Origin of the sequence: Kitasatospora sp. MBT66, from assembly GCF_000710405.2 — a bacterium.
GTDB classification, from domain to species: Bacteria; Actinomycetota; Actinomycetes; order Streptomycetales; family Streptomycetaceae; genus Kitasatospora; species Kitasatospora purpeofusca.
Map to the genome: position 1 here is coordinate 150,829 of NZ_JAIY01000008.1, position 21,332 is coordinate 172,160.

Below are 21,332 nucleotides of genomic sequence, written 5' to 3' on the forward strand. Positions count from 1 at the left end.
GGCTGCTCGGTGAGCAGCCGGCCCGGCCTCCGTCAGACCTCTTCGACGCTGCTCGGCTCGCGCCGGGACAGGTCGATGCCGAGCTCCTCGGCGGCGCGGAACACGTCCTCGTCGGAGTCCCGCATCTCGATGGACTGGCCGTCCGAGGACAGCACCTCCACGTTGAGGCAGAGCGACTGCATTTCCTTGATGAGCACCTTGAAGGACTCGGGAATGCCGGGCTCGGGGATGTTCTCGCCCTTGACGATGGCCTCGTAGACCTTCACACGGCCGAGGACGTCGTCGGACTTGATGGTGAGGAGCTCCTGCAGCGCGTAGGCCGCGCCGTACGCCTCGAGGGCCCACACCTCCATCTCACCGAAGCGCTGACCACCGAACTGCGCCTTACCACCGAGCGGCTGCTGGGTGATCATCGAGTACGGGCCGGTCGAACGGGCGTGCAGCTTGTCGTCGACCAGGTGGTGCAGCTTGAGGATGTACATGTAGCCGACCGAGACCGGCATCGGGAACGGCTCGCCGGAGCGGCCGTCGAACAGCCGGGCCTTACCGGTGGAGTTCACCAGGCGCTCACCGTCACGGGTGAGGGTGGTGTGGTCCAGCAGGCCGGTGATCTCGTCCTCGCGGGCGCCGTCGAAGACCGGGGTGGCGAGGTTGGTGCCACCGTCGACCTGGTCGGCGCCGATCGCCTGGAGGCGCTGGGCCCACTCGTCGGCGAGGCCGGAGACGTCCCAGCCCTGCTTGGCGAGCCACCCGAGGTGGATCTCCAGGACCTGTCCCGGGTTCATTCGGGACGGGACACCCAGCGGGTTGAGGATGATGTCGACCGGGGTGCCGTCCTCCAGGAACGGCATGTCCTCGACCGGCAGGATCTTCGAGATGACGCCCTTGTTGCCGTGACGGCCGGCGAGCTTGTCACCGTTGGTGATCTTGCGCTTCTGGGCCACGTAGACGCGGACCAGCTGGTTGACGCCCGGGGGCAGCTCGTCGCCCTCTTCGCGGTCGAAGACGCGGACGCCGATGACCTTGCCGGACTCACCGTGCGGCACCTTCAGCGAGGTGTCGCGGACCTCACGGGCCTTCTCGCCGAAGATCGCGCGGAGCAGGCGCTCCTCCGGGGTCAGCTCGGTCTCGCCCTTGGGCGTGACCTTGCCGACCAGGATGTCGCCGGTGACGACGTCGGCGCCGATGCGGATGATGCCGCGCTCGTCGAGGTCGGCGAGGACCTCCTCGGAGACGTTCGGGATGTCCCGGGTGATCTCCTCCGGGCCCAGCTTGGTGTCACGGGCGTCGACCTCGTGCTCCTCGATGTGGATCGAGGAGAGGACGTCGTCCTGCACGAGGCGCTGCGACAGGATGATCGCGTCCTCGTAGTTGTGACCCTCCCAGGACATGAACGCCACCAGCAGGTTCTTGCCGAGGGCCATCTCGCCCTCGTCGGTGCAAGGACCGTCGGCGAGCACCTGGCCGGACTCGACCCGGGCGCCCTCGTCCACGAGCACCTTCTGGTTGAAGGCGGTGCCCTGGTTGGAGCGGGTGAACTTGGCGGCGCGGTACGTGGTGTACGTGCCGTCGTCGTTCGCCACGGTGACGTAGTCGGCCGAGACCTCCTGGACGACACCGGCCTTCTCGGCGGTGATGACGTCCGCGGCGTCGACGGCGCAGCGGTACTCCATGCCGGTGCCGACCAGCGGAGCCTCGCTCTTCAGCAGCGGCACCGCCTGACGCATCATGTTCGAGCCCATGAGCGCGCGGTTGGCGTCGTCGTGCTCGAGGAACGGGATCATGGCGGTCGCGACCGACACCATCTGGCGCGGCGAGACGTCCATGTAGTCGATCTCGGTGCCGGGGATGTAGTCGATCTCGCCGCCGCGGCGGCGGACCAGGACACGCGGCTCCGCGAAGGTCAGCTCCGCCGTCAGCGGGGCGTTGGCCTGCGCGATGACGAAGCGGTCCTCCTCGTCGGCGGTCAGGTAGTCGACCTGCTCGGTGACGACACCCTCGATGACCTTGCGGTACGGGGTCTCGATGAAGCCGAACGCGTTGACCCGGCCGTAGGAGGCGAGCGAGCCGATCAGACCGATGTTCGGGCCTTCGGGGGTCTCGATCGGACACATGCGGCCGTAGTGCGAGGGGTGCACGTCACGGACCTCGAAGCCGGCCCGCTCACGGGACAGACCACCGGGGCCGAGGGCGGACAGACGGCGCTTGTGGGTCAGGCCCGACAGCGGGTTCGTCTGGTCCATGAACTGCGACAGCTGGCTGGTGCCGAAGAACTCCTTGATGGAGGCGACGACCGGCCGGATGTTGATCAGGGTCTGCGGCGTGATCGCCTCGACGTCCTGGGTGGTCATGCGCTCGCGCACGACGCGCTCCATACGGGCGAGACCCGTACGGACCTGGTTCTGGATGAGCTCGCCCACGTTGCGCAGGCGGCGGTTGCCGAAGTGGTCGATGTCGTCGACCTCGACCACGATGTCGCGGCCGGTCTCGTCACGCCAGTCGACCTCGCCGGCGTGCAGCTTGACCAGGTACTTGATCGCGTTGATGATGTCGGGCTCGGTGAGCACACCGGAGTCCAGCGACTCGGCGTTGCCGAGCTTGCGGTTCACCTTGTAGCGGCCGACCTTGGCGAGGTCGTAGCGCTTCGGGTTGAAGTACAGGTTCTCCAGCAGCGTCTGCGCGGCCTCGCGCGTCGGCGGCTCCCCGGGACGCAGCTTGCGGTAGATGTCGAGCAGCGCGTCGTCCTGGCCCTGGGTGTGGTCCTTCTCCAGGGTGGCGCGCATCGACTCGTACTCGCCGAACTCCTCGAGAATCATCTCGTTGGTCCAGCCGAGGGCCTTGAGCAGCACGGTGACCGACTGCTTGCGCTTGCGGTCGATGCGAACGCCGACCATGTCGCGCTTGTCGATCTCCATCTCCAGCCAGGCACCGCGCGAGGGGATGACCTTGCAGGAGTAGATGTCCTTGTCGGACACCTTGTCCAGGGTGGAGTCGAAGTACACGCCCGGCGAGCGGACGAGCTGCGACACGACGACACGCTCGGTGCCGTTGATCACGAACGTGCCCTTGTGGGTCATGAGCGGGAAATCGCCCATGAAGACCGTCTGAGACTTGATCTCACCGGTCTCGTTGTTGGTGAACTCGGCCGTGACGAAGAGCGGGGCCGCGTACGTGAAGTCGCGGTCCTTGCACTCGTCAATGGAGTTCTTCGGCGGCTCGAAACGGTGGTCGCGGAAGGTCAGCGACATCGACCCGCTGAAGTCCTCGATCGGCGAGATCTCCTCGAAGATCTCCTCCAGACCGGACTTCGTGGGGACGTCCTGACCGTTGTCCAGCGCCCGCTCGACCCGGGTCTTCCAGGCCGCGTTACCGAGCAGCCAGTCAAAGCTCTCGGTCTGCAGGGCCAGGAGGTTAGGGACCTCGAGGGGCTCCTTGATCTTCGCGAACGAGACGCGGAGCGGGGCGGTGGATGCGGCGGAATTGTTCGAGGCGTTGCGCGGCGCGGCCAAGAGGGGGGTCCTTCCGAGGGCTCGGAGCTCACTACGCGCGTACCGGCCGGGCCTTCAGTGGCTCGGTCCCACCTCCACTCCACTGGCCTCCGCCGAGGTCGAAACCTCAGGTCAGAGCCGTTTTGCAGAGGCGGTGCCAGACCCCTTCAGGGCAACGCAAACTCCGGGCGACGAGTCACGGAGCAGCTAACAGGCAGCGCAAAGGGACAGTGTAGCCAAAGGCGACACTGCTGTCCAGCTCTGATTCGGAGACCGAATCGGAGACTCCTCCCGGTAGCCGGCGGGCGCGAACGCCCTCCGGGTACTGCAGCGGCCCGGACTCGTCCGGGCCCACGACTCACGTGGAGTCACTTCCCTCCGGAGCCGCCGGTTATGCATCCGGCGGTCGACCAACCGGGGCGGACTCGCGCCTCGAGAATCGCGCGCGCCCGCCGGGTTCGTCAAGGGCCCGCCTCCGGTGCGGGCCTCGTCCCGTTCATCGCTCCGGGCCACCCCGGCGTTACAGAAGCCGTGGTCGGGGCCGTAGCCGATGACAGCGATCACCATACCCGTCCGCACCGACAGTGCCGAGTGCCCGATCGGCCACACCGGTGCGTTCGGCCGCGGACCCGCCGGGGACCCGCCGCGGACCGGCCGGGGAGGGCCCGGGGAACGGCCCTCCCGGGGCCCGGCGGCCACCGGGGCGGAGGTCGGACAGCGGCCCGGAACCGGCCGGGCCCACCGGCGTGGCGCCGGCCGGTGCGGGGCCGGAAACGCAAAAAGCCGGGCCGACCACCCGCAAGGGTGGTCGGCCCGGCCCACTGCCCCCTCAGAGGGGGCGGCGAGTCACTTGACGGTGACCTTGGCGCCGGCGCCCTCGAGAGCGGCCTTGGCCTTCTCGGCAACGTCCTTGGCAACCTTCTCCAGGACCTTGGCACCAGCGGTGTCAACGAGGTCCTTGGCCTCCTTCAGGCCGAGGGAGGTCAGGGTGCGCACCTCCTTGATGACCTGGATCTTCTTGTCGCCGGCACCCTCGAGGATGACGTCGAACTCGTCCTGCTCCTCGACGGCCTCGGCAGCGACGCCCGGGCCGGCGATGCCGGCAACGGCGACCGGCGCGGCGGCGGTGACGTCGAACTTCTCCTCGAAGGCCTTCACGAAGGCGGCCAGCTCGATGAGGGTCAGGTCCTCGAACTGCGCGAGCAGCTCGTCCTGGGTCAGCTTCGCCATGATTGGCGTCCTTCCACTAAATCGGCAGGTGGTGCCGGATGTACGGGTTGGCGGGCGTACGGGCCCGCAGCGAGGCAGAGCCTCGGCCGATCACTCGGCCGCGGTCTCCTCGGCGGCGGGAGCCGGCGTACCGGCACCGCCCTGCTCGACCTTTTCCCGAAGGGCCTCGACCGTGCGGACGAGCTTCGAGGGCAGGGCCTGGAAGAGCGCGGCAGCCTGCGACTGCTTGCCCTTCATGGCACCCGCCAGCTTGGCGAGCAGCACCTCGCGGGACTCGAGGTCCGCGAGCTTCTTGATCTCGTCGGCGGACAGCGCCTTGCCGTCAAGGACACCGCCCTTGATGACGAGAGCAGGGTTCTCCTTGGCGAAGTCACGCAGAGCCTTCGCCGACTCCACCGGGTCACCGGTGACGAAGGCGACAGCCGTCGGACCGGCGAACAGGTCGTCCAGCTCCGTGATCCCGACCTCGTTGGCCGCGATCTTGGTCAGCGTGTTCTTCACCACGGCGTACTGGGCGTTCTCGCCCAGCGAGCGACGCAGGGTCTTGACCTGCTTCACCGTCAGACCGCGGTACTCGGTCAGCACCGCAGCGTTCGAGCCACGGAAAAGCTCCGTGATCTCGGCGACGGCAGCAGCCTTGTCGGGCCTAGCCATAGGCTTACGCCTCCTTCCGTGATGTCGAAATCAGGCCGACCGCGAGAGTCGACCATTCGCGCCTCGGACCACCGGACGGAGGAGAACCTCTGCGGAAAAGCAGATGAGCCCCGGTGCGCAGGCGCACGGGGCTCGTGGTGAACTCGACGGGTCCGCGTGCGAGGCACGCGACCCGGAGGTCAAAGCTCCAAACAATCCTGCGCGGGCTGCCCGCGCACGAGGCGCGGATCCTTCGGTCACGCACTCCCTGACGGGGGCAGCGCGACAACCAGCGGTCTTTGGCTTCCGCCACAGTAGCCGGACGCCGCCGTCCGGGGCAAATCGCCCCTGGCCGCGGCGGCCGGACGGGCTCAGCGGGCCGTCGGCGGAGTGCTGCGGGTGCCGGTGTCCACGGTGTCCGACTCGGCCGGGGCCTGCGCCGAGAGCGGGCCGCCGGGCTCGGTGTAGAGCACCGAGTCGTCCAGCCGGCCGCTGTCGCCCGCCCCGGTCCGCTGCAGCCGGACCAGCTGGTCCTTGTCGTTCAGCCAGAGGTCCAGGGTGAGCGAGGCCGAGCCGCCGGGCGCCAGCGCGGTCCGCAGGCCCTCCCGGCGGGCCGGGCTCAGCTGGGTCTGCGCCGCCGCGTAGCGGGCCGCGTCAGTGCTCACCCGGTAGTGCTCCACCGTGGAGTCCTCGAACTTCTCCTCGCCGACGTACTGGGCGGTGGTCCCGTCGGCGGTGGCGGCGGCCAGCGCCACCACCGGGTTGAGCAGGTCGATCAGCCCCGCGTACGGGATCTCCCGGTGCCCGTCCGGGCCCGGCGCCCCGGCGAACCGCTCCCAGTGCCGCCCGCCCAGCCGGGCCGCGGTGGCCGCGTCGCCGCCCTCGTAGGCGACGGTGTCCACGACGATCAGCTGCTCGGCCGCCGCCGGGGTGGAACGTTTGACCTGGAGCGCGGTCTTCGGCTGCCAGAACAGCGGGCCGGAGCCGGCGTCCGAGCCCAGCCGGTAGCTCACCTTGGCCCGGCGCGCGGTCTGCATGGCCAGCTGGGCCGAGAGCAGCACGCCGTGCGGCGAGCGGTCGGTCGGCTTGGCCGGCCAGGTCGGGGAGGCGCTGCTGGGCGTCGGCGTCGGGGCGCCGGACGCGCTCGGGGAGCCGGCCGGGGCCGGGCCGTCCGCCCCGCCGCAGCCGCTCAGGCCGCCCGCCAGCACCGCGGCGGCGACCACCGCCGCCAGCCGCTGCCGCACCGCCATCCAGGCCTCCCCGTCGGATCCGTCCTCGGCGGACGGCCACCCAGGCCGGCCCGTCCGCTCCCGCCCACCTTGCCACCCGGTCCCGCGCGGCTCCGTGGCACCCCCCGCCACTCGGCCGCACCTCCCGTCCCGCGCCGGGGCCGGTTCAGCCCGCGGGGGTCGGCGGCGCGGCGGCAGCCCCGGCGGGCGCGTCGGTCGCGGCGCCCTCGGCCGGCTCGGCGCCCTCGGTGATGTCCGTGGTGGTCACCACGGCGCCGGACGCGCCCTTGACCGTGGACCGCACCCGCAGCAGCCGGTCCCCCGGCGCCACCCAGAAGTCGTACTCGACGGCGGCGACCCCGCGCCGCTCGTAGTAGTCGAGCATCTCGTTCAGCCGGGCCGGGCTCAGCCCCTCCTCGGCGCCGAAGTAGTCGGCGACCGGCGCGGCGCCCCGGTAGTGCGCGACCGTCCCGCCGTTCAGCTCCTCGCCGCCCAGCGGGGTGAGCTTGCCGGCCAGCGCCATCAGGCGCGCCGACCCGCCCGGATTGGCGAGCAGACCGGTGATCCAGCCCCCGGACCAGCCGCCCTGTCCGCCGGGGACGGCGCGCGGGTCCAGCGACTCCGCCCGGTCCCGGTCCGCGGTCCGGGGCGCCGCACCGGTGTAGCCGAGGTCCAGGGCGCCGTCCCGGCCCCGCAGCCGCCCGGTGCCCAGCTCGTCGGTGACGGTCAGCTCGGCCGAGTCGTGGGCGCCCCAGGACACCGTTCCGCTCGCGCTCCGCCGCCCCGACGGGCCCTCCTCGACCGCCTGGATCCGCGCCCCGCCGGCGTCGTCCAGCCGCTGCGAGGCGGACAGCAGCACCTGCCGGGGCGGACGGACAGTGGGCCGGTCGCTGATCGGGGTGCGGTCGCCGGAGACGGCCAGCACACTGCACGCGGTGAGGCCTGCGGCGAGCAGCAGCAGGGCCGCCCCCTTGGCGGCGGGGCGAAGGGCGGGCACGGCACACTCCGGCGGTCGGACGGCGGCGGGCTCCCTCGGCCGGGAACGCGCGGGCGGACCGGCCGAGCGTACGACGGACCGCGCGCCCGTTCCCCCGGCAGGGGGTATCGATCGGGAAACGACGGCGGGCCCGCACCCCCGGTGAAGGGGGTACGGGCCCGCCGTACGAAGGTCGGCTGCGATCAGACCGCGGCCGGGTCCTCCTCGACGAGGAGGTTGCGGGTGCGGTTCGGGTCCACCAGGATGCCGGGGCCGATGGTGGTCGAGAACGCGGTCTTCTTGATGTAGCGGCCCTTGGCGGCGGACGGCTTGGCGCGGAGCACCTCGTCCAGCGCGGCGGCGTAGTTCTCGACCAGCTGCTCGTCGGAGAAGGAGGTCTTCCCGATGATGAAGTGCAGGTTCGAGTGCTTGTCGACGCGGAACTCGATCTTGCCGCCCTTGATGTCGTTGACAGCCTTGGCGACATCCGGGGTGACGGTGCCGGTCTTCGGGTTCGGCATCAGACCACGGGGACCGAGCACGCGGCCGAGGCGGCCGACCTTGCCCATGAGGTCCGGGGTGGCGACGACGGCGTCGAAGTCCAGCTTGCCCTTCGCGACCTCGTCGATGAGCTCGTCGGCACCGACGATGTCGGCGCCCGCAGCACGCGCGGCCTCGGCACGCTCGCCGGTCGCGAAGACCAGGACCCGAGCGGTCTTACCGGTGCCGTGCGGGAGGATCACGGTGCTGCGGACCATCTGGTCGGCCTTGCGCGGGTCGACGCCCAGACGCATGGCGACCTCGACGGTGCCGTCGAACTTGCTGGTGCTGGTCGCCTTGGCGAGGCGGACGGCCTCGAGGGGGGCGTAAAGGCGCTCGCGGTCGACCTGGGCGTCCGCGGCCTTCAGGGCCTTGCTGCGCTTCATAGCTGCTCCTGAATGGTGAATGGAGTTGTGGTGTCACGGGCCTGCGCGGGCCCTACCACGGGGACGAGAAGGGTGATCAGCCCTCGACCGTGATGCCCATCGACCGGGCGGTGCCGGCGATGATCTTGGACGCGGCGTCCAGGTCGTTGGCGTTCAGGTCGGGCATCTTGGTCGTGGCGATCTCACGGACCTGGGCGGCGGTGAGCTTCGCGACCTTGGTCTTGTGCGGCTCGCTCGAGCCCTTCTCGACACCGGCGGCCTTCAGGATGAGGCGCGCGGCCGGCGGCGTCTTCGTGATGAAGGTGAAGGAACGGTCCTCGTAGACCGTGATCTCCACCGGCACGATCATGCCGCGCTGCGACTCGGTCGCAGCGTTGTAGGCCTTGCAGAACTCCATGATGTTGACGCCGTGCTGACCCAGCGCGGGGCCGACCGGCGGAGCCGGGTTCGCCGCACCGGCGTTGATCTGGAGCTTGATAAGCCCCGTGACCTTCTTCTTCTTGGGAGGCATGTCTCTCCGGGTCCTTCCGAGAGGTGATTGCTGGTGTGTGCGCGGACACGGGGCGACACCCGGTCGCCAGCACACACATCGGACCAGGCTAACGCCTCGGCGTCGCTGGACCAAAACGGATTCGGGGCGGGCCCGCAGGCCCGCCCCGAATCCGAAGACCAATGGGACTAGTTCTTCTGGATCTGGTCGAAGGAGAGCTCGACCGGGGTCTCCCGGCCGAAGATCTCGACCAGGCCCTTGACCTTCTTCGAGTCGGGGTTGATCTCGTTGATGGTCGCCTGCAGGGTCGCGAACGGGCCGTCGGTGACGGTGACCGAGTCGCCGACCTCGAAGTCGAGGACCTGGATCTCGCTGGGCTTGATCGGCGAGGGCTTGCCGGCCTCCTTGGCCGCCTGGCGCTCGACGTCGGGGGCGAGCATCTTGACGACCTCGTCCAGGGTCAGCGGGTACGGGTCGTAGGCGTTGCCGACGAAGCCGGTGACACCGGGGGTGTTGCGCACGACGCCCCAGGACTCCGGGGTGAGGTCCATGCGCACCAGGACGTAGCCGGGGAGCTTGTTCTGGCGGATGGTCTTGCGGTCGCCGTTCTTGATCTGGACGACCTCCTCCTGCGGCACCTCGGCCTGGAAGATGTACTCCTCGACGTTGAGGGAGACCGCGCGCTGCTCCAGGTTCTGCTTCACCCGGTTCTCGTAGCCGGCGTAGGTGTGGATCACGTACCACTCGCCCGGCATGAACCGGAGGTCCTCGCGGAACTTGGCGACCGGGTCGACCTCGACGGCCTCCTCCTCGGCGGCCTCCTCGGTCTCCTCGGCGGCGTCCTCGTCCTCGGCGTCCTCGTCGGCGGCGTCCTCGACGAGCTCCTCCTCGGTCTCCACGTGCAGCGCGACGTCCTCGGCCGGCTCGCCGGCCTCGGCCTCGTCGAACGCCTCGACCTCGTCCTCGTCGGCGTCGACCGCGTCCACGATCTGCTGCTCGTCGGACTCGACGGCGTCAGCCAGCTCGGCCGCGTCCTCGGCGGCGACATCCGCCTCGAGGACGGTCTCGTCGGCGTCGTACAGGGGGGACTCAGACACGGTGGCTGCTTCTTTCCTGGAGATGGTGAAGGTGGCGCGCTCCGCGACGGTCCGGCTCCGCTCCGCTCACGCGGTCGCCGGAAGTTCGCCTCGAAGACTTCAACAGTACCGAGTCAACGGTAGCGGCCCCGTACCTCCGACGCAGACAGCTCGACCCGGGCCGAGGACCGGCCCGGGTCGGGAGGTTGTACGCACAGGTGGAACGGCTTGGTCAGCCGAAGATCCAGAGGGCGGCCTTGGAGAAGCCGTAGTCGAGGCCGGACACGAAGGCCATCACGACCACGACGAACACGACCACGACCGTGGTGTAGCTCACCAGCTGGTTGCGGGTCGGCCAGACGACCTTGCGCAGCTCGGCGATGATCTGCCGGTAGAAGAGGGCGAGACGGGCGAAGACGCCCTTCTTGGCCCGCTTGCCGGACTTCTTCTCGCCAGAGCGCTTGCGGCGCGAATCACCCTCCGCAGGGGTGGTCTCGGCAGCGCCGTCGGCCCCCTCGGGGTTGCCGCTCTCAGGCGTTGCGGTGGAGCCCGTGGTCTCCGTCACTCGTCCTCACCTGAATCCGGGTCCTGCCGAGCGTCGACTGCGTACCCGAAGAGGCACGAGCGGCCGGCTAGCGGTGCTGATCGGCGCCCTCTCCGCATCAAGCCCGCTCGCTCTGTGGAGCGAACGGGCTGATGACGAATCGAGCAGCAGGGCAAGAGGGACTTGAACCCCCAACCGCCGGTTTTGGAGACCGGTGCTCTACCAATTGAGCTATTGCCCTACGGAACCTCGCGGCCCCAGTAGTGACGACCAACCTACCGTATCTTCCGCCGATCCCCGCACAGTTTCTGTGCGGCGGTGGAGGCTCCGGTTCGTTCGGTGGCCGTCGATCAGTGAGTGTACGGGGTCGAAGGGCGTTTGGTCGAACCTCTTCTTTTCGGGCCGTCACCAGGGCCGACCCGGCCGCCATGCGGACGCTCCCGTACATATCGTGAAACCGCCATGCCCGGGCGGTGTGCGGTCTGCGACGATGCAGGCATGAGCGCTTCCACCCCGCAGCCCGACCGTTCCGTCCGCCCCGCCGACCGCCGCGTCTCCGCCCGGATCGGCGCGATCGCGGAGTCCGCCACCCTCGCCGTGGACGCCAAGGCCAAGGCCCTCAAGGCGGCCGGCCGGCCCGTCATCGGCTTCGGCGCCGGCGAGCCGGACTTCCCCACCCCGGACTACATCGTCGAGGCGGCCGTCGAGGCCTGCCGCGACCCGAGGAACCACCGCTACACCCCGGCCGGCGGCCTGCCGGAGCTCAAGGAGGCGATCGCGGCCAAGACGCTGCGCGACTCCGGCTACGCGGTGGACCCCTCCCAGGTGCTGGTGACCAACGGCGGCAAGCAGGCGATCTACGAGGCGTTCGCGGCGATCCTCGACCCGGGCGACGAGGTCATCGTCCCGGCGCCGTACTGGACCACCTACCCGGAGTCGATCCAGCTCGCCGGCGGTGTGCCGGTGGAGGTCGTGACCGACGAGACCACCGGCTACAAGGTCTCGGTCGAGCAGCTGGAGGCCGCCCGCACCGAGAACACCAAGGTGGTGCTCTTCGTCTCGCCGTCCAACCCGACCGGCGCGGTGTACACCCGGGCCGAGGCCGAGGAGATCGGCCGCTGGGCCCTGGAGCACGGGCTGTGGGTGCTCACCGACGAGATCTACGAGCACCTCGTCTACGGCGACGCGGAGTTCGTCTCGCTGCCGGCCCTGCTGCCGGAGCTCGCGGACAGGACGATCGTGGTCAACGGTGTCGCCAAGACCTATGCGATGACCGGCTGGCGGGTGGGCTGGGTGATCGGCCCCAAGGACGTGGTCAAGGCCGCGACCAACCTGCAGTCGCACGCCACCTCGAACGTCTCCAACGTGGCCCAGCGCGCCGCCCTGGCCGCCGTCGCCGGCGACCTCTCCGCCGTCCACGAGATGCGCACCGCCTTCGACCGGCGCCGGCGCACCATCGTCCGGATGCTCAACGAGATCGACGGCGTGCTCTGCCCCGAGCCCGAGGGCGCCTTCTACGTGTACCCGTCCGTCAAGGCCCTGCTGGGCAAGGAGATCCGCGGGCAGCGTCCGCAGACCTCCGCCGAGCTGGCCTCGCTGATCCTGGACGAGGTCGAGGTCGCGGTCGTTCCCGGCGAGGCCTTCGGCACCCCCGGCTACCTGCGGCTCTCCTACGCCCTGGGCGACGCCGACCTCGCCGAGGGTGTCGGCCGGATCCAGAAGCTGCTGGCCGAGGCCCGCTGAACCCTCCCCGCCCGGGGCCCGCTCGCGGTGGCCTCGACGCGTGACGTCAACACCGATTGACCGGACCGCCCTCTTTTCACCCCTTCGGGGGCCGGAAAGAGGGCGGTTCCCGTAGGGGGCCCCGATACGGCAGGATTCGTGAATGGAACGCCTGCTGAACCCGCGAGACGTCAGGGACCTTCCGAAGGCCCACCTGCACCTGCACTTCACCGGCTCGATGCGCCCGGCCACCCTGCTGGAACTGGCCGAGAAGCACCGGGTCCGGCTGCCGGAGGCGCTCAGCTCCGGCGAGACGCCCCGGCTGCGGGCCACCGACGAACGCGGCTGGTTCCGGTTCCAGCGCCTCTACGACACCGCCCGCTCGGTCCTGCGCGACGAGGAGGACATCCGCCGGCTGGTGCTGGAGACCGCCGAGGACGAGCGGCGGGACGGCTCCCGCTGGCTGGAGATCCAGGTCGACCCGACCTCCTACGCGCCCCGGCTGGGCGGGCTGATCCCGGCCCTGGAACTGATCCTGGACGCGGTGGAGCAGGCCGCCGCCACCACCGGGGTCGGCATCCGGGTCCTGGTCGCGGCCAACCGGATGAAGTCCCCGATGGACGCCAGGACCCTGGCCCGGCTCGCCGTCCGCTACACCGACCGGGGCGTGGTCGGCTTCGGCCTGTCCAACGACGAGCGCCGCGGCCTGGCCCGCGACTTCGACCGGGCCTTCGACATCGCCCGCCGGGGCGGACTGCTGGCCGCCCCGCACGGCGGCGAGCTGGCCGGCCCGGAGTCCGTCCGGGACTGCCTGGACGACCTCGGCGCCGGCCGGATCGGCCACGGTGTGCGGGCCGCCGAGGACGAGCGGCTGATGCAGCGGCTGGCCGACCGCCAGGTGACCTGCGAGGTCTGCCCGTCCTCGAACGTCTCGCTGGGCGTCTACGAGCGCCCGGAGGACGTCCCGCTGCGCCGGCTGTTCGACGCCGGGGTGCCGCTGGCGCTCGGCGCCGACGACCCGCTGCTGTTCGGCGCCAGGCTCGCCGACCAGTACGAGCTGGCCCGCGACGTACTGGGCTTCTCCGACGCCGAGCTGGCCGAGCTGGCCCGGCAGTCGGTGCGCGGCTCGGTAGCCCCGGACAGCGTGCGGAAGGAACTGCTGGCGGACATCGACACCTGGCTGACGGCCTGAGGGCCGGACAGCGGGCCCGCGCGGCTCAGAGGCTGACGCCGACCATCACCGGCTCGTTCACCAGCTCCACGCCGAAGGCCGCCCGCACGCCGTCCCGGATCTCCCGGGCCAGCGCGAGGAGGTCCTCGGTGGTGGCCGCGCCGCGGTTGGTGAGCGCCAGGGTGTGCTTGGTGGAGAGGGTCGCCGGACCGCTCCCGTAGCCCTTGCCGAAGCCGGCCCGGTCGATCAGCCAGGCGGCCGAGGTCTTGGTGTGCCCGTCCGGCGCCGGGTAGGCGGGGGCGGTCAGCTCGCGCTCGGCGGCCAGCGCCAGGAAGGCCGCGTACTGCTCGGGGCCCAGCACCGGGTTGGTGAAGAAGGAGCCCGCCGACCAGGTGTCGTGGTCCGCCGGGTCCAGCACCATGCCCTTGCCGGCCCGCAGCCCGAGCACGGCCGCGTACGCCGCCCGCAGGTCGACCCGCTCGTCCTGGGCCACCCCGAAGTGCTTGGCGACCTCGGCGTAGCGGACCGGGGTGGAGAGCCCGGCGGCGTCCTCCAGTCCGAAGCGGACCCGCAGCACCACATAGCGCTCGGGGTCCGCCTTGAAGCGGCTGTGCCGGTAGGAGAACGCGCACTCGGCGTTGGGGAGGGTGACCACCTCGTCGGCCCGGCGGTCGTAGGCGACCACCTCGGTGATCGTCTGCGCGACCTCCTGGCCGTAGGCGCCGACGTTCTGCACCGGGGTCGCGCCGGCCGAGCCGGGGATGCCGGCCAGGAACTCGATCCCCGCCAGTCCGGCCCCGACCGCGCGGTCCACCGCGTCGGCCCAGACCTCGCCGGCCGCCAGCTCCAGGACGGTGCCGTCCAGGGCGAAACCGGTGGTGGCGATCCGCAGCACCGTGCCCGGGAAGCCGGCGTCGCCGATCACCAGGTTGGAGCCGCCGCCGAGCACCAGCAGCGGCTGCCCCGCCGCGTCCGCGGCGCGGACGGCGGCGACCACCTCGTCGTCGGTGTGCGCGGTCACCAGGCGGCGGGCCGGGCCGCCGAGCCGCAGGGTGGTCAGCGGGGCGAGGAGGGCGTCGAGTTCTTCCAGCACGCCCCCAGGGTACGGGGAGCCCGCCCCCGCCCGGCCCGGGGCGGGGCCGGGCCGGAGCGGGCGGGGTGCCCCGAGCCGCGCGGCGGGGCGAAGGGGCGCGGGCTCAGCCGAGCCGGACGACCGCCTTGGCCATGCCGAGCACCTTCTGACCCTGGTAGGTCGCCAGCAGGTCGACCTGGACCCTGCGGTCGTCGAGCAGCTTGGCCACCTTGCCGGTGACCTCGACCACCGAGCCGGTGCCGTCGTTGGGCACCGGCACCGGACGGACGAACCGCACGCCGTACTCGACCACCGCGGCCGGGTCGCCGACCCAGTCGGTCACCACCCGGACCGCCTCGGCCATGGTGAACATGCCGTGCGCGATGACGTCGGGCAGGCCGACCTCCAGCGCGAACTTCTCGTTCCAGTGGATCGGGTTGAAGTCGCCGGAGGCGCCCGCGTACTGCACCAGCGCGGCCCTGGTCACCGGGAAGGACTGCGCCGGCAGCTCGGTGCCGACCTCGACCTCGTCGTATCCGATCGCCATCGGGCTCACTCCCCCGCCTTCTCGTCGGCGGCCCTGGCCACCAGGGTCATGACCGACGTCACCACGTGCTCGCCGGACTCGTCCGCGACCTCGCCGCGCACGGTGAGCACGTCGTTGCCGGCCAGCGACTTGATGTTGTCGACGGTGACCGAGACGGTCAGCCGGTCACCGGCCCGCACCGGGCGGGTGTAGCTGAACTTCTGGTCGCCGTGCACGACCCGGCTGTAGTCGAGACCCAGCTCCGGGTCCTGGACCACCTGGCCGGAGGCCCGCATGGTGAGCACGATCGGGAAGGTCGGCGGCGCGATCACGTCCGGGTGGCCGAGTGCCTTGGCGGCCTCCGGGTCGACGTACACCGGATTGGCGTCACCCACGGCGACGGCGAACTCGCGGATCTTCTCCCGGCCGACCTCGTAGGGCTCGGTGGGCGGATAGGTCCGCCCGATGAAGGAAGGGTCGAGTGCCATCGGCAGCTCCTAGGAAACGCGGCGGACAGTCGGTTCGAACACAAAAGACTCCGGGCCGCACCCCCAAATGAGGGATGCGGCCCGGAGTCGTAGACCTGGTCACACAGGCCCGTTGCCCTGCAAGCAGGGTCAGCGGGTCTCGCGGTGCGCGGTGTGCGAGTTGCAGCGGGGGCAGTGCTTCTTCATCTCAAGACGGTCCGGGTCGTTACGCCGGTTCTTCTTGGTGATGTAGTTCCGCTCCTTGCACTCCACGCAGGCCAGCGTGATCTTCGGGCGGACATCGGTGGCAGCCACGGGAGTGCCTTCCTTGGACAATGAATAAGAACACAGACAAGAGTAGCCGACCGGGAGTGTGATCCCCCGACCGACTACGCGGGGTAGCGGTGACCGGACTTGAACCGGTGACACAGCGATTATGAGCCGCTTGCTCTACCAACTGAGCTACACCGCCACAGTGATCCGGAGCACAGCCGAAGCCGACTCCTTCTCACCAGAGCCCCCATGCGGAATCGAACCGCAGACCTTCTCCTTACCATGGAGACGCTCTACCGACTGAGCTATAGGGGCGAACGAGGAAGAGATTACACGTTCCGCGCCCAGAGGTGAAATCCGTATCCCGCGGCGAAGTCCGCAGGTCGGCGAGGCGTACGGGCGAGCGATCGAAGGTCCGGCGTTCGACCGGCCCCCCGGAGTCGCGCCCCGAGCCGATACGACTATTGCCCGCCTCCCGACGCCCCGGGTCCGCCCGCCGTAGGCTCGTCGCTCATTGACCCGAGCAGGAACCGGACGCCAGAAGGAGCCGGGCGATGGACAGCGCAGCCGCCGACGGACCGCACCCCGGACCCGGACCGGCCGCCAACCCGCTCGGGCACGGGCCCGTCCTGCTGCTCACCGGGGCCAGGCTGGCGGACGGCCGGGTGGTGGACGTACGGATCAGCGGCGACCGGATCCAGGCCGTCGGCACCGCCGGCGGACTGGGCCCGCTGCCCGCCGTGCCCGGCGGCCCCACCGTCACCACCGGGGCCAGGATCGACCTGCGCGGCTATCTGCTGCTGCCGGCCCCGGCCGAGGCGCACGCGCACTACGACGTCGCCTTCTCCGCCGCCCTGCCCACCCCGCCGCCGGAGACCCCCGCCGAGCTCACCCGGCGGGTCACCGAGGCCGCCCTGACCTCGCTCGGCTACGGCGCGACCGCCCAGCGCACCCACGTCCGGATCGGCGACGTGCACGGGCTGCGCCGGCTGGAGGCGGTCCTCACCTCCCAGCAGGCGCTGCGCGGCCTCGCCGACCTCCAGGCCGTCGCGATGCCCCGGCTGCTCACCGGCCGGGCCGGGGCGGACGGCCGGGCCCAGCTGCGGGAGGCGCTCAAGCTGGGCGCCACCGCCGCCGGCGGCTGCCCCGAACTGGACCCGGACCCGGCCGGCTACGTCCAACTGCTGCTGGAGGCCGCCCGGGAGGCGGACTGCCCGGTGGACCTGCACACCACGGCCGCCGATCCGGTGCAGCTGGCCCGGCTGGCCGGGGCGCTCGCCCCGCTGCGGCCCCGGGTGGTGGTCGGTCCCTGCGGGGCGCTCGCGCCGGGCGCCGCGACGGTGCTGGCCAACAGCGGGGTCCGGGTGGTCTGCCTGCCGCAGAACGGCGGCTGTTCGGGGCTGGAGGGCCTGGCGAGCGGGCTGCGACCCGGGCAGCTGCGGGACCTGCTGAAGGCCCGGGTGCCGCTGGCGGCCGGCAGCGGCTCGCTGCGCGACGGCGCCAACCCGGTCGGGCGGGCGGACCCGCTGGAGGCCGCGTACCTGCTGGCGGCGGCCGGGGTGCTGGACCCCGACGCGGCGTACGACGCGGTCTCCAACCAGGCGCGGCTGGCGCTCGGGCTGCCGCCGGTTCGGGTGGACGCCGGTTTCCCGGCCGAGCTGCTGGCGGTGCGCGGGGACAGCCTGTCCGGGGCGCTGGCGGGCGGGCACAGCCGGCTGGTGGTGCACAGCGGTCGGGTCGTCAGCCGGACCAGCGCGGTACGGGAGTTCGCCGACACGGTGGCCCTGGCGCTGCCCCGGCAGTCGGACGGCACGGACGGGGGCTGAACCCGGCCGGACGGGTGATCGGGGCGCGCGATGCCGACATCGCGCGCCCCTCCCCCACCCGGGTGGCCGCCGGAGCGGCGGAGCGGCCCCAGGCATCCCCCACGGAGCGGGGCCGCTTCCTCACCACCGACGCTATGCCCCCGGACGGCCGCGTCGGCCGCTCTTGACGCCCTGTTGGCGCCGGGGCCACCGCTCCTGACGCGCCGTTGACACCCCCCGGCGGCCCGGCTGCCCAAGGCCCGTCCGGTGCCCGGTCAGGGCTCGAAGCGGTAGCCGATCCCCGGTTCGGTGATCAGATGGCGCGGCCGGGCCGGGTCGCGCTCCAGCTTCCGCCGCAGGCCGGCCAGGTAGACCCGCAGGTAGTTGCCCCGCTCCTCGTGGGCCGGGCCCCAGACCTCGCGCAGGATCCGCCGGCCGGGCACCAGCCGGCCGGGGTGGGCCAGCAGCAGGGACAGGATCCGCCACTCGGTCGGGGTGAGCCGCACCGGCCCGTCCGGCCCGGTCACGGTGGTGGCGGCGAGGTCCACGGTGTGGTCGCCGATCACCGGCGCGGGCGCCGCGGGGCCGACGGTGACCGGCGGGCGGCGCAGCACGGCGCGCAGCCGGGCCAGCAGTTCGTCCATCAGGAACGGCTTGGTGAGGTAGTCGTCGGCGCCGGCGTCCAGCGCGCCGATCCGGTCGGCGGCGTCGGCCCGGCCGGAGAGCACGATGATCGGCACCGCGCTGCGGCTGCGCAGACCGCGGATGACGTCCATGCCGTCGAGGTCGGGCAGGCCGAGGTCGAGCAGGACGGCGTCAGGGGAGGTCCTGGCGGCGCGGGCCAGGGCCTCGCCGCCGGTGGCGGCGGTGCGGACGGCGTACTGCCGGGCGCCGAGGTTGATCCGCAGGGTGCGCAGCAGCGCCGGCTCGTCGTCGACGACGAGGATCTCGCTCATTCGGGGGCCTCCCCGGGGTGCTGGACGAACACGGGACCGGCGGGTACCGGATCGGCGGGAACGGGACCGGCGGGTACCGGCCCGTCGGGCATCGGCCGGGCCGGGGCCGCGGGCAGGGTGAGCAGCATGGTGGTGCCGCCGCCGGGGGTGTCCTCGACCTCCAGGCTGCCGTCCATCGCCTCGGCGAGGCCGCGGGAGAGGGCGAGGCCGAGGCCGACGCCGGTGGTGTTGTCGGTGTCGCCGAGGCGCTGGAAGGGCAGGAACACCCGGTCGCGGTCCTCGGGGGCGATGCCGGGGCCGCGGTCGATCACCCGCAGTTCGACCCGTCCGGCGTGGTGGCTGGCGGCGACCAGGACCGGCGCACCGGGGGCGTTGTGGCGCAGGGCGTTGGTGATGACGTTGGCGAGGACGCGTTCCAGCAGCGGCGGGTCGGCGAGCACCGGCGGGACGGTCTCCAGGTCGAGCGGCTGGACGGGCGCGTACGGGTCGGCGAGCGAGTCCAGGGCGCGGGGCAGGATCTCGTCGAGGTGGGTCTCGGCGAGGTGGAGGGTGAGCGCGCCGGCCTGGAGGCGGCTCATGTCGAGCAGGTTGTCCACCAGACGGGTGAGTTTGACGAGGGACTCGTCGGCGGTGGCGAGGAGTTCGGCCTGGTCCTCGGCGGAGAACTCGACGTCGGGGCTGCGCAGCGAGCCGACCGAGGCGAGGGCGGCGGCGAGCGGGGTGCGCAGGTCGTGGCTGACGGCGGCGAGCAGGGCGGTGCGCATCCGGTCGGCGGCCTTGATGGGTTCGACCTCGGCGGCGACGACGGCGAGGCGGTCGCGTTCCAGGGCGGCTGCGACGTGGGCGGCGAAGGCGGTGAGGACGCGCTGGTCGGCGGCGGGCAGCCGGCGGCCGGTGAGGACGAGGACGGCGTCGGCGCCGACGGGGACCTCGGTGGTGACGAGGGCGCGGTCCGGGGCGGCGCCGCCGTCGTCGGCCCGGTCACCGTCGGCGGCGTCCTTCACCTCGGCGGCGGTGTCGCAGGAGGCGAGCACCTCGCCGCCGGTGCGGCCCAGCAGGGCCACCGAGCTCATGCCGAAGGCGGTGCGGGACTTCTCCAGCAGGGCGGGCAGGGCGTCGGCGCCGCGCAGGACGCTGCCGGCCAGGGTGGAGAGGGTCTCGGCCTCGGCGGTGGCGCGGGCGGCGCGGGCGGTGAGGCGGGTCGCGTGGTCGACCACGGTGGAGACGGTCAGCGCGACGGCCGCGAAGACCACCAGGGCGATGATGTTGTTGGTCTCGCCGATGGTGAAGGCGTGGACGGGCGGGATGAAGAAGTAGTTGAGCAGCACCGAGGCGACCAGCGAGGCCAGCAGGGCCGAGGTGGCGCCGCCGAGCAGGGCGACCACGACGACGCCGAGCTGGAAGATCAGGGCATCGGTGGTGAGGTTGACGGTGTCGTGGAACTGGGACAGGACCAGGGTCAGCAGCGAGGGCACGATCGGGCCGGCCAGGAAGCCGGCGACGGTGCGGCGCCGGGAGTGGCGCCGGCCGAGGGCGGGCAGCCGGCCCCGGCCGGTGAACTCGTGGGTGACCATGTGGACGTCGATGTCCTCGGAGGCGTCCACCGTGGTCTCGCCGATGCCCGGTCCGGTGAGGAAGCGGGCGGTCCGGCCGCGGCGGCTGGTGCCGAGGACGAGCTGGGTGGCGTCGTGGGCGCGGGCGAAGGCGAGCAGCGAGGTGGGGATGTCGTCGCCGACGACCACGTGGTAGCTGCCGCCGAGGCTCTCGACGAGCTGCCGCTGCTGGGCGAGGGCGCCGGAGGAGGCGCCGGCCAGGCCGTCGCTGCGGGTGACGTGGACGGCCAGCAGGTCGCCGCCGGCGGTGCGGTCCGCGATGCGGGCGGCGCGTCTGATCAGGGTCTCGCCCTCGGGGCCGCCGGTGAGGGCGACCACGACGCGTTCGCGGGTCTCCCAGACCCGGTCGATGTTGTGGTTGGCCCGGTAGTCGCGCAGGCCCTCGTCGACCCGCCCGGCCACCCAGAGCAGGGCGAGCTCGCGCAGGGCGGTGAGGTTGCCGACCCGGAAGTAGTTCGAGAGCGCGGCGTCCACCTTCTCCGCCTTGTAGACGTTGCCGTGGGCCATCCGGCGGCGCAGCGCCTGGGGGGCCATGTCGACGAGTTCGATCTGGTCGGCCCGGCGCACCACCTCGTCCGGCACGGTCTCGCGCTGCGGGATGCCGGTGATCTTCTGGACGACGTCGTTCAACGACTCCAGGTGCTGGATGTTGACCGTGGTGATGACGTCGATCCCGGCGTCCAGCAGCTCGTCGACGTCCTGCCAGCGCTTGCCGTGCCGCCCGCCGGGAATGTTGGTGTGCGCCAGTTCGTCCACGAGGACGACGGTGGGCTTTCGCCGCAGCACCCCGTCGAGGTCCATCTCCTCGAAGTCGGTGTCCCGGTAGGCGCGGTGGACGCCCGGCACGACCTCCAGGCCGTCGAGCATCGCCTCGGTGTGGCGGCGCCCGTGGCACTCGATCCAGCCGACGACGACGTCCGCGCCCCGCTCCTGTCTGCGCCGGGCCTCGTCCAGCATCCGGTAGGTCTTGCCGACACCGGGAGCGGAACCGAGGTACACCCTCAGCCGGCCGCGTCGGTGGCCGGTGCCGGGGGTGAGGTCGCGGGCCATGGGCGCTGCTCTTTCGTCTTCTGCGTCGTACGGGGGACGGGTCGCGCGGGGACGGTTCGTACGGGGGACGGACGGCGGGCCGGTC

At 71.8% G+C, this 21,332-nt stretch carries 18 protein-coding genes and 3 tRNA genes; 3 read left to right on the top strand and 18 right to left on the bottom strand.

What is annotated here, in order from left to right:
* Positions 1-32 precede the first annotated feature (32 nt).
* The 10 genes from rpoB to BI06_RS21970 form a co-directional block, all read right to left on the bottom strand.
* Positions 33-3,509 carry a DNA-directed RNA polymerase subunit beta gene (rpoB, locus tag BI06_RS21925; RefSeq protein ID WP_030393256.1) on the bottom strand — a complete coding sequence of 1,159 codons (3,477 nt, stop codon included), beginning with the start codon at positions 3,507-3,509 and terminating at the stop codon, positions 33-35.
* 825 nt (positions 3,510-4,334) lie between these two features.
* Positions 4,335-4,718 carry a 50S ribosomal protein L7/L12 gene (gene rplL, locus BI06_RS21930; RefSeq protein ID WP_030393255.1) on the bottom strand — a complete coding sequence of 128 codons (384 nt, stop codon included), beginning with the start codon at positions 4,716-4,718 and terminating at the stop codon, positions 4,335-4,337.
* A gap of 90 nt (positions 4,719-4,808) precedes the next feature.
* The gene (gene rplJ / locus BI06_RS21935) at positions 4,809-5,372 is read right to left on the bottom strand and encodes a 50S ribosomal protein L10 (RefSeq protein WP_030393254.1); all 564 of its coding nucleotides are present in this window, start codon (positions 5,370-5,372) and stop codon (positions 4,809-4,811) included.
* A gap of 350 nt (positions 5,373-5,722) precedes the next feature.
* A complete protein-coding gene (locus BI06_RS21940; RefSeq protein ID WP_030393253.1) occupies positions 5,723-6,601 on the bottom strand; it encodes a hypothetical protein in 879 nt (292 codons plus the stop codon).
* 145 nt (positions 6,602-6,746) lie between these two features.
* Entirely contained in the window at positions 6,747-7,577 is an 831-nt protein-coding gene (locus BI06_RS21945; protein WP_030393252.1) for a hypothetical protein, read from the bottom strand.
* A 182-nt stretch (positions 7,578-7,759) separates the two neighbouring features.
* Positions 7,760-8,482: a 50S ribosomal protein L1 gene (rplA, locus tag BI06_RS21950; protein WP_030393251.1), complete on the bottom strand. Its 723-nt coding sequence runs from the start codon at positions 8,480-8,482 to the stop codon at positions 7,760-7,762.
* Between the two features lie 76 nt (positions 8,483-8,558).
* Complete coding sequence (gene rplK, locus BI06_RS21955) at positions 8,559-8,993, bottom strand: 50S ribosomal protein L11 (RefSeq protein WP_030393250.1); 435 nt, start codon at positions 8,991-8,993, stop codon at positions 8,559-8,561.
* A gap of 167 nt (positions 8,994-9,160) precedes the next feature.
* Positions 9,161-9,994, bottom strand: coding sequence for a transcription termination/antitermination protein NusG (gene nusG / locus BI06_RS21960; protein ID WP_043471356.1), 834 nt, complete (start codon positions 9,992-9,994; stop codon positions 9,161-9,163).
* A gap of 286 nt (positions 9,995-10,280) precedes the next feature.
* Entirely contained in the window at positions 10,281-10,613 is a 333-nt protein-coding gene (gene secE, locus BI06_RS21965; RefSeq protein ID WP_030393248.1) for a preprotein translocase subunit SecE, read from the bottom strand.
* 147 nt (positions 10,614-10,760) lie between these two features.
* Positions 10,761-10,833, bottom strand: a tRNA-Trp gene (locus BI06_RS21970).
* A 257-nt stretch (positions 10,834-11,090) separates the two neighbouring features.
* Here BI06_RS21970 and BI06_RS21975 point away from each other — a divergent pair.
* Both BI06_RS21975 and BI06_RS21980 read left to right on the top strand, forming a co-directional pair.
* Entirely contained in the window at positions 11,091-12,335 is a 1,245-nt protein-coding gene (locus BI06_RS21975) for a pyridoxal phosphate-dependent aminotransferase (protein ID WP_030393247.1), read from the top strand.
* Positions 12,336-12,477: 142 nt separating this feature from the next.
* Positions 12,478-13,506 (top strand): adenosine deaminase, encoded by a 1,029-nt coding sequence (locus tag BI06_RS21980; protein WP_043470765.1) that lies wholly within the window; start codon positions 12,478-12,480, stop codon positions 13,504-13,506.
* A 25-nt stretch (positions 13,507-13,531) separates the two neighbouring features.
* Here BI06_RS21980 and BI06_RS21985 read toward each other — a convergent pair whose 3' ends face one another.
* The 6 genes from BI06_RS21985 to BI06_RS22010 all read right to left on the bottom strand — a co-directional run bounded on the left by BI06_RS21985 (position 13,532) and on the right by BI06_RS22010 (position 16,138).
* On the bottom strand, positions 13,532-14,578 hold the full coding sequence (locus tag BI06_RS21985) for a UDP-N-acetylmuramate dehydrogenase (protein WP_043470767.1): 1,047 nt from the start codon (positions 14,576-14,578) through the stop codon (positions 13,532-13,534).
* A 103-nt stretch (positions 14,579-14,681) separates the two neighbouring features.
* On the bottom strand, positions 14,682-15,104 hold the full coding sequence (locus BI06_RS21990; RefSeq protein ID WP_030393244.1) for a MaoC family dehydratase: 423 nt from the start codon (positions 15,102-15,104) through the stop codon (positions 14,682-14,684).
* 5 nt (positions 15,105-15,109) lie between these two features.
* Positions 15,110-15,571 (bottom strand): MaoC family dehydratase N-terminal domain-containing protein, encoded by a 462-nt coding sequence (locus tag BI06_RS21995; protein WP_030393243.1) that lies wholly within the window; start codon positions 15,569-15,571, stop codon positions 15,110-15,112.
* Between the two features lie 129 nt (positions 15,572-15,700).
* A complete protein-coding gene (gene rpmG / locus BI06_RS22000) occupies positions 15,701-15,865 on the bottom strand; it encodes a 50S ribosomal protein L33 (protein WP_006604855.1) in 165 nt (54 codons plus the stop codon).
* 84 nt (positions 15,866-15,949) lie between these two features.
* Positions 15,950-16,022: transfer RNA gene (locus BI06_RS22005), tRNA-Met, on the bottom strand.
* Positions 16,023-16,065: 43 nt separating this feature from the next.
* A tRNA-Thr gene (locus BI06_RS22010) sits at positions 16,066-16,138 on the bottom strand.
* Between the two features lie 239 nt (positions 16,139-16,377).
* On the opposite strand from BI06_RS22010, the gene BI06_RS22015 reads away from it, so the two are divergent.
* Positions 16,378-17,649, top strand: coding sequence for a hydrolase (locus tag BI06_RS22015; protein ID WP_030393242.1), 1,272 nt, complete (start codon positions 16,378-16,380; stop codon positions 17,647-17,649).
* Positions 17,650-17,903: 254 nt separating this feature from the next.
* Here the strand turns inward: BI06_RS22015 and BI06_RS22020 are convergent, their stop codons facing one another.
* A complete protein-coding gene (locus BI06_RS22020) occupies positions 17,904-18,584 on the bottom strand; it encodes a response regulator (protein ID WP_030393241.1) in 681 nt (226 codons plus the stop codon).
* Positions 18,581-21,247: a sensor histidine kinase KdpD gene (locus BI06_RS22025; RefSeq protein WP_051741579.1), complete on the bottom strand. Its 2,667-nt coding sequence runs from the start codon at positions 21,245-21,247 to the stop codon at positions 18,581-18,583. The genes BI06_RS22020 and BI06_RS22025 overlap by 4 nt, the downstream gene beginning before the upstream one ends.
* Between the last annotated feature and the right edge of the window lie 85 nt (positions 21,248-21,332).

Excerpts from the sequence above, each read along its gene's own strand:
- rplL (WP_030393255.1), bottom strand. The coding sequence starts at position 4,718 with ATGGCGAAGCTGACCCAGGACGAGCTGCTCGCGCAGTTCGAGGACCTG.
- rplJ (WP_030393254.1), bottom strand. The coding sequence starts at position 5,372 with ATGGCTAGGCCCGACAAGGCTGCTGCCGTCGCCGAGATCACGGAGCTT.
- BI06_RS21940 (WP_030393253.1), bottom strand. The coding sequence starts at position 6,601 with ATGGCGGTGCGGCAGCGGCTGGCGGCGGTGGTCGCCGCCGCGGTGCTG.
- rplA (WP_030393251.1), bottom strand. The coding sequence starts at position 8,482 with ATGAAGCGCAGCAAGGCCCTGAAGGCCGCGGACGCCCAGGTCGACCGC.
- rplK (WP_030393250.1), bottom strand. The coding sequence starts at position 8,993 with ATGCCTCCCAAGAAGAAGAAGGTCACGGGGCTTATCAAGCTCCAGATC.
- BI06_RS21975 (WP_030393247.1), top strand. The coding sequence starts at position 11,091 with ATGAGCGCTTCCACCCCGCAGCCCGACCGTTCCGTCCGCCCCGCCGAC.
- BI06_RS21980 (WP_043470765.1), top strand. The coding sequence starts at position 12,478 with ATGGAACGCCTGCTGAACCCGCGAGACGTCAGGGACCTTCCGAAGGCC.
- BI06_RS21990 (WP_030393244.1), bottom strand. The coding sequence starts at position 15,104 with ATGGCGATCGGATACGACGAGGTCGAGGTCGGCACCGAGCTGCCGGCG.
- BI06_RS21995 (WP_030393243.1), bottom strand. The coding sequence starts at position 15,571 with ATGGCACTCGACCCTTCCTTCATCGGGCGGACCTATCCGCCCACCGAG.
- BI06_RS22015 (WP_030393242.1), top strand. The coding sequence starts at position 16,378 with ATGGACAGCGCAGCCGCCGACGGACCGCACCCCGGACCCGGACCGGCC.
- BI06_RS22020 (WP_030393241.1), bottom strand. The coding sequence starts at position 18,584 with ATGAGCGAGATCCTCGTCGTCGACGACGAGCCGGCGCTGCTGCGCACC.
- BI06_RS22025 (WP_051741579.1), bottom strand. The coding sequence starts at position 21,247 with ATGGCCCGCGACCTCACCCCCGGCACCGGCCACCGACGCGGCCGGCTG.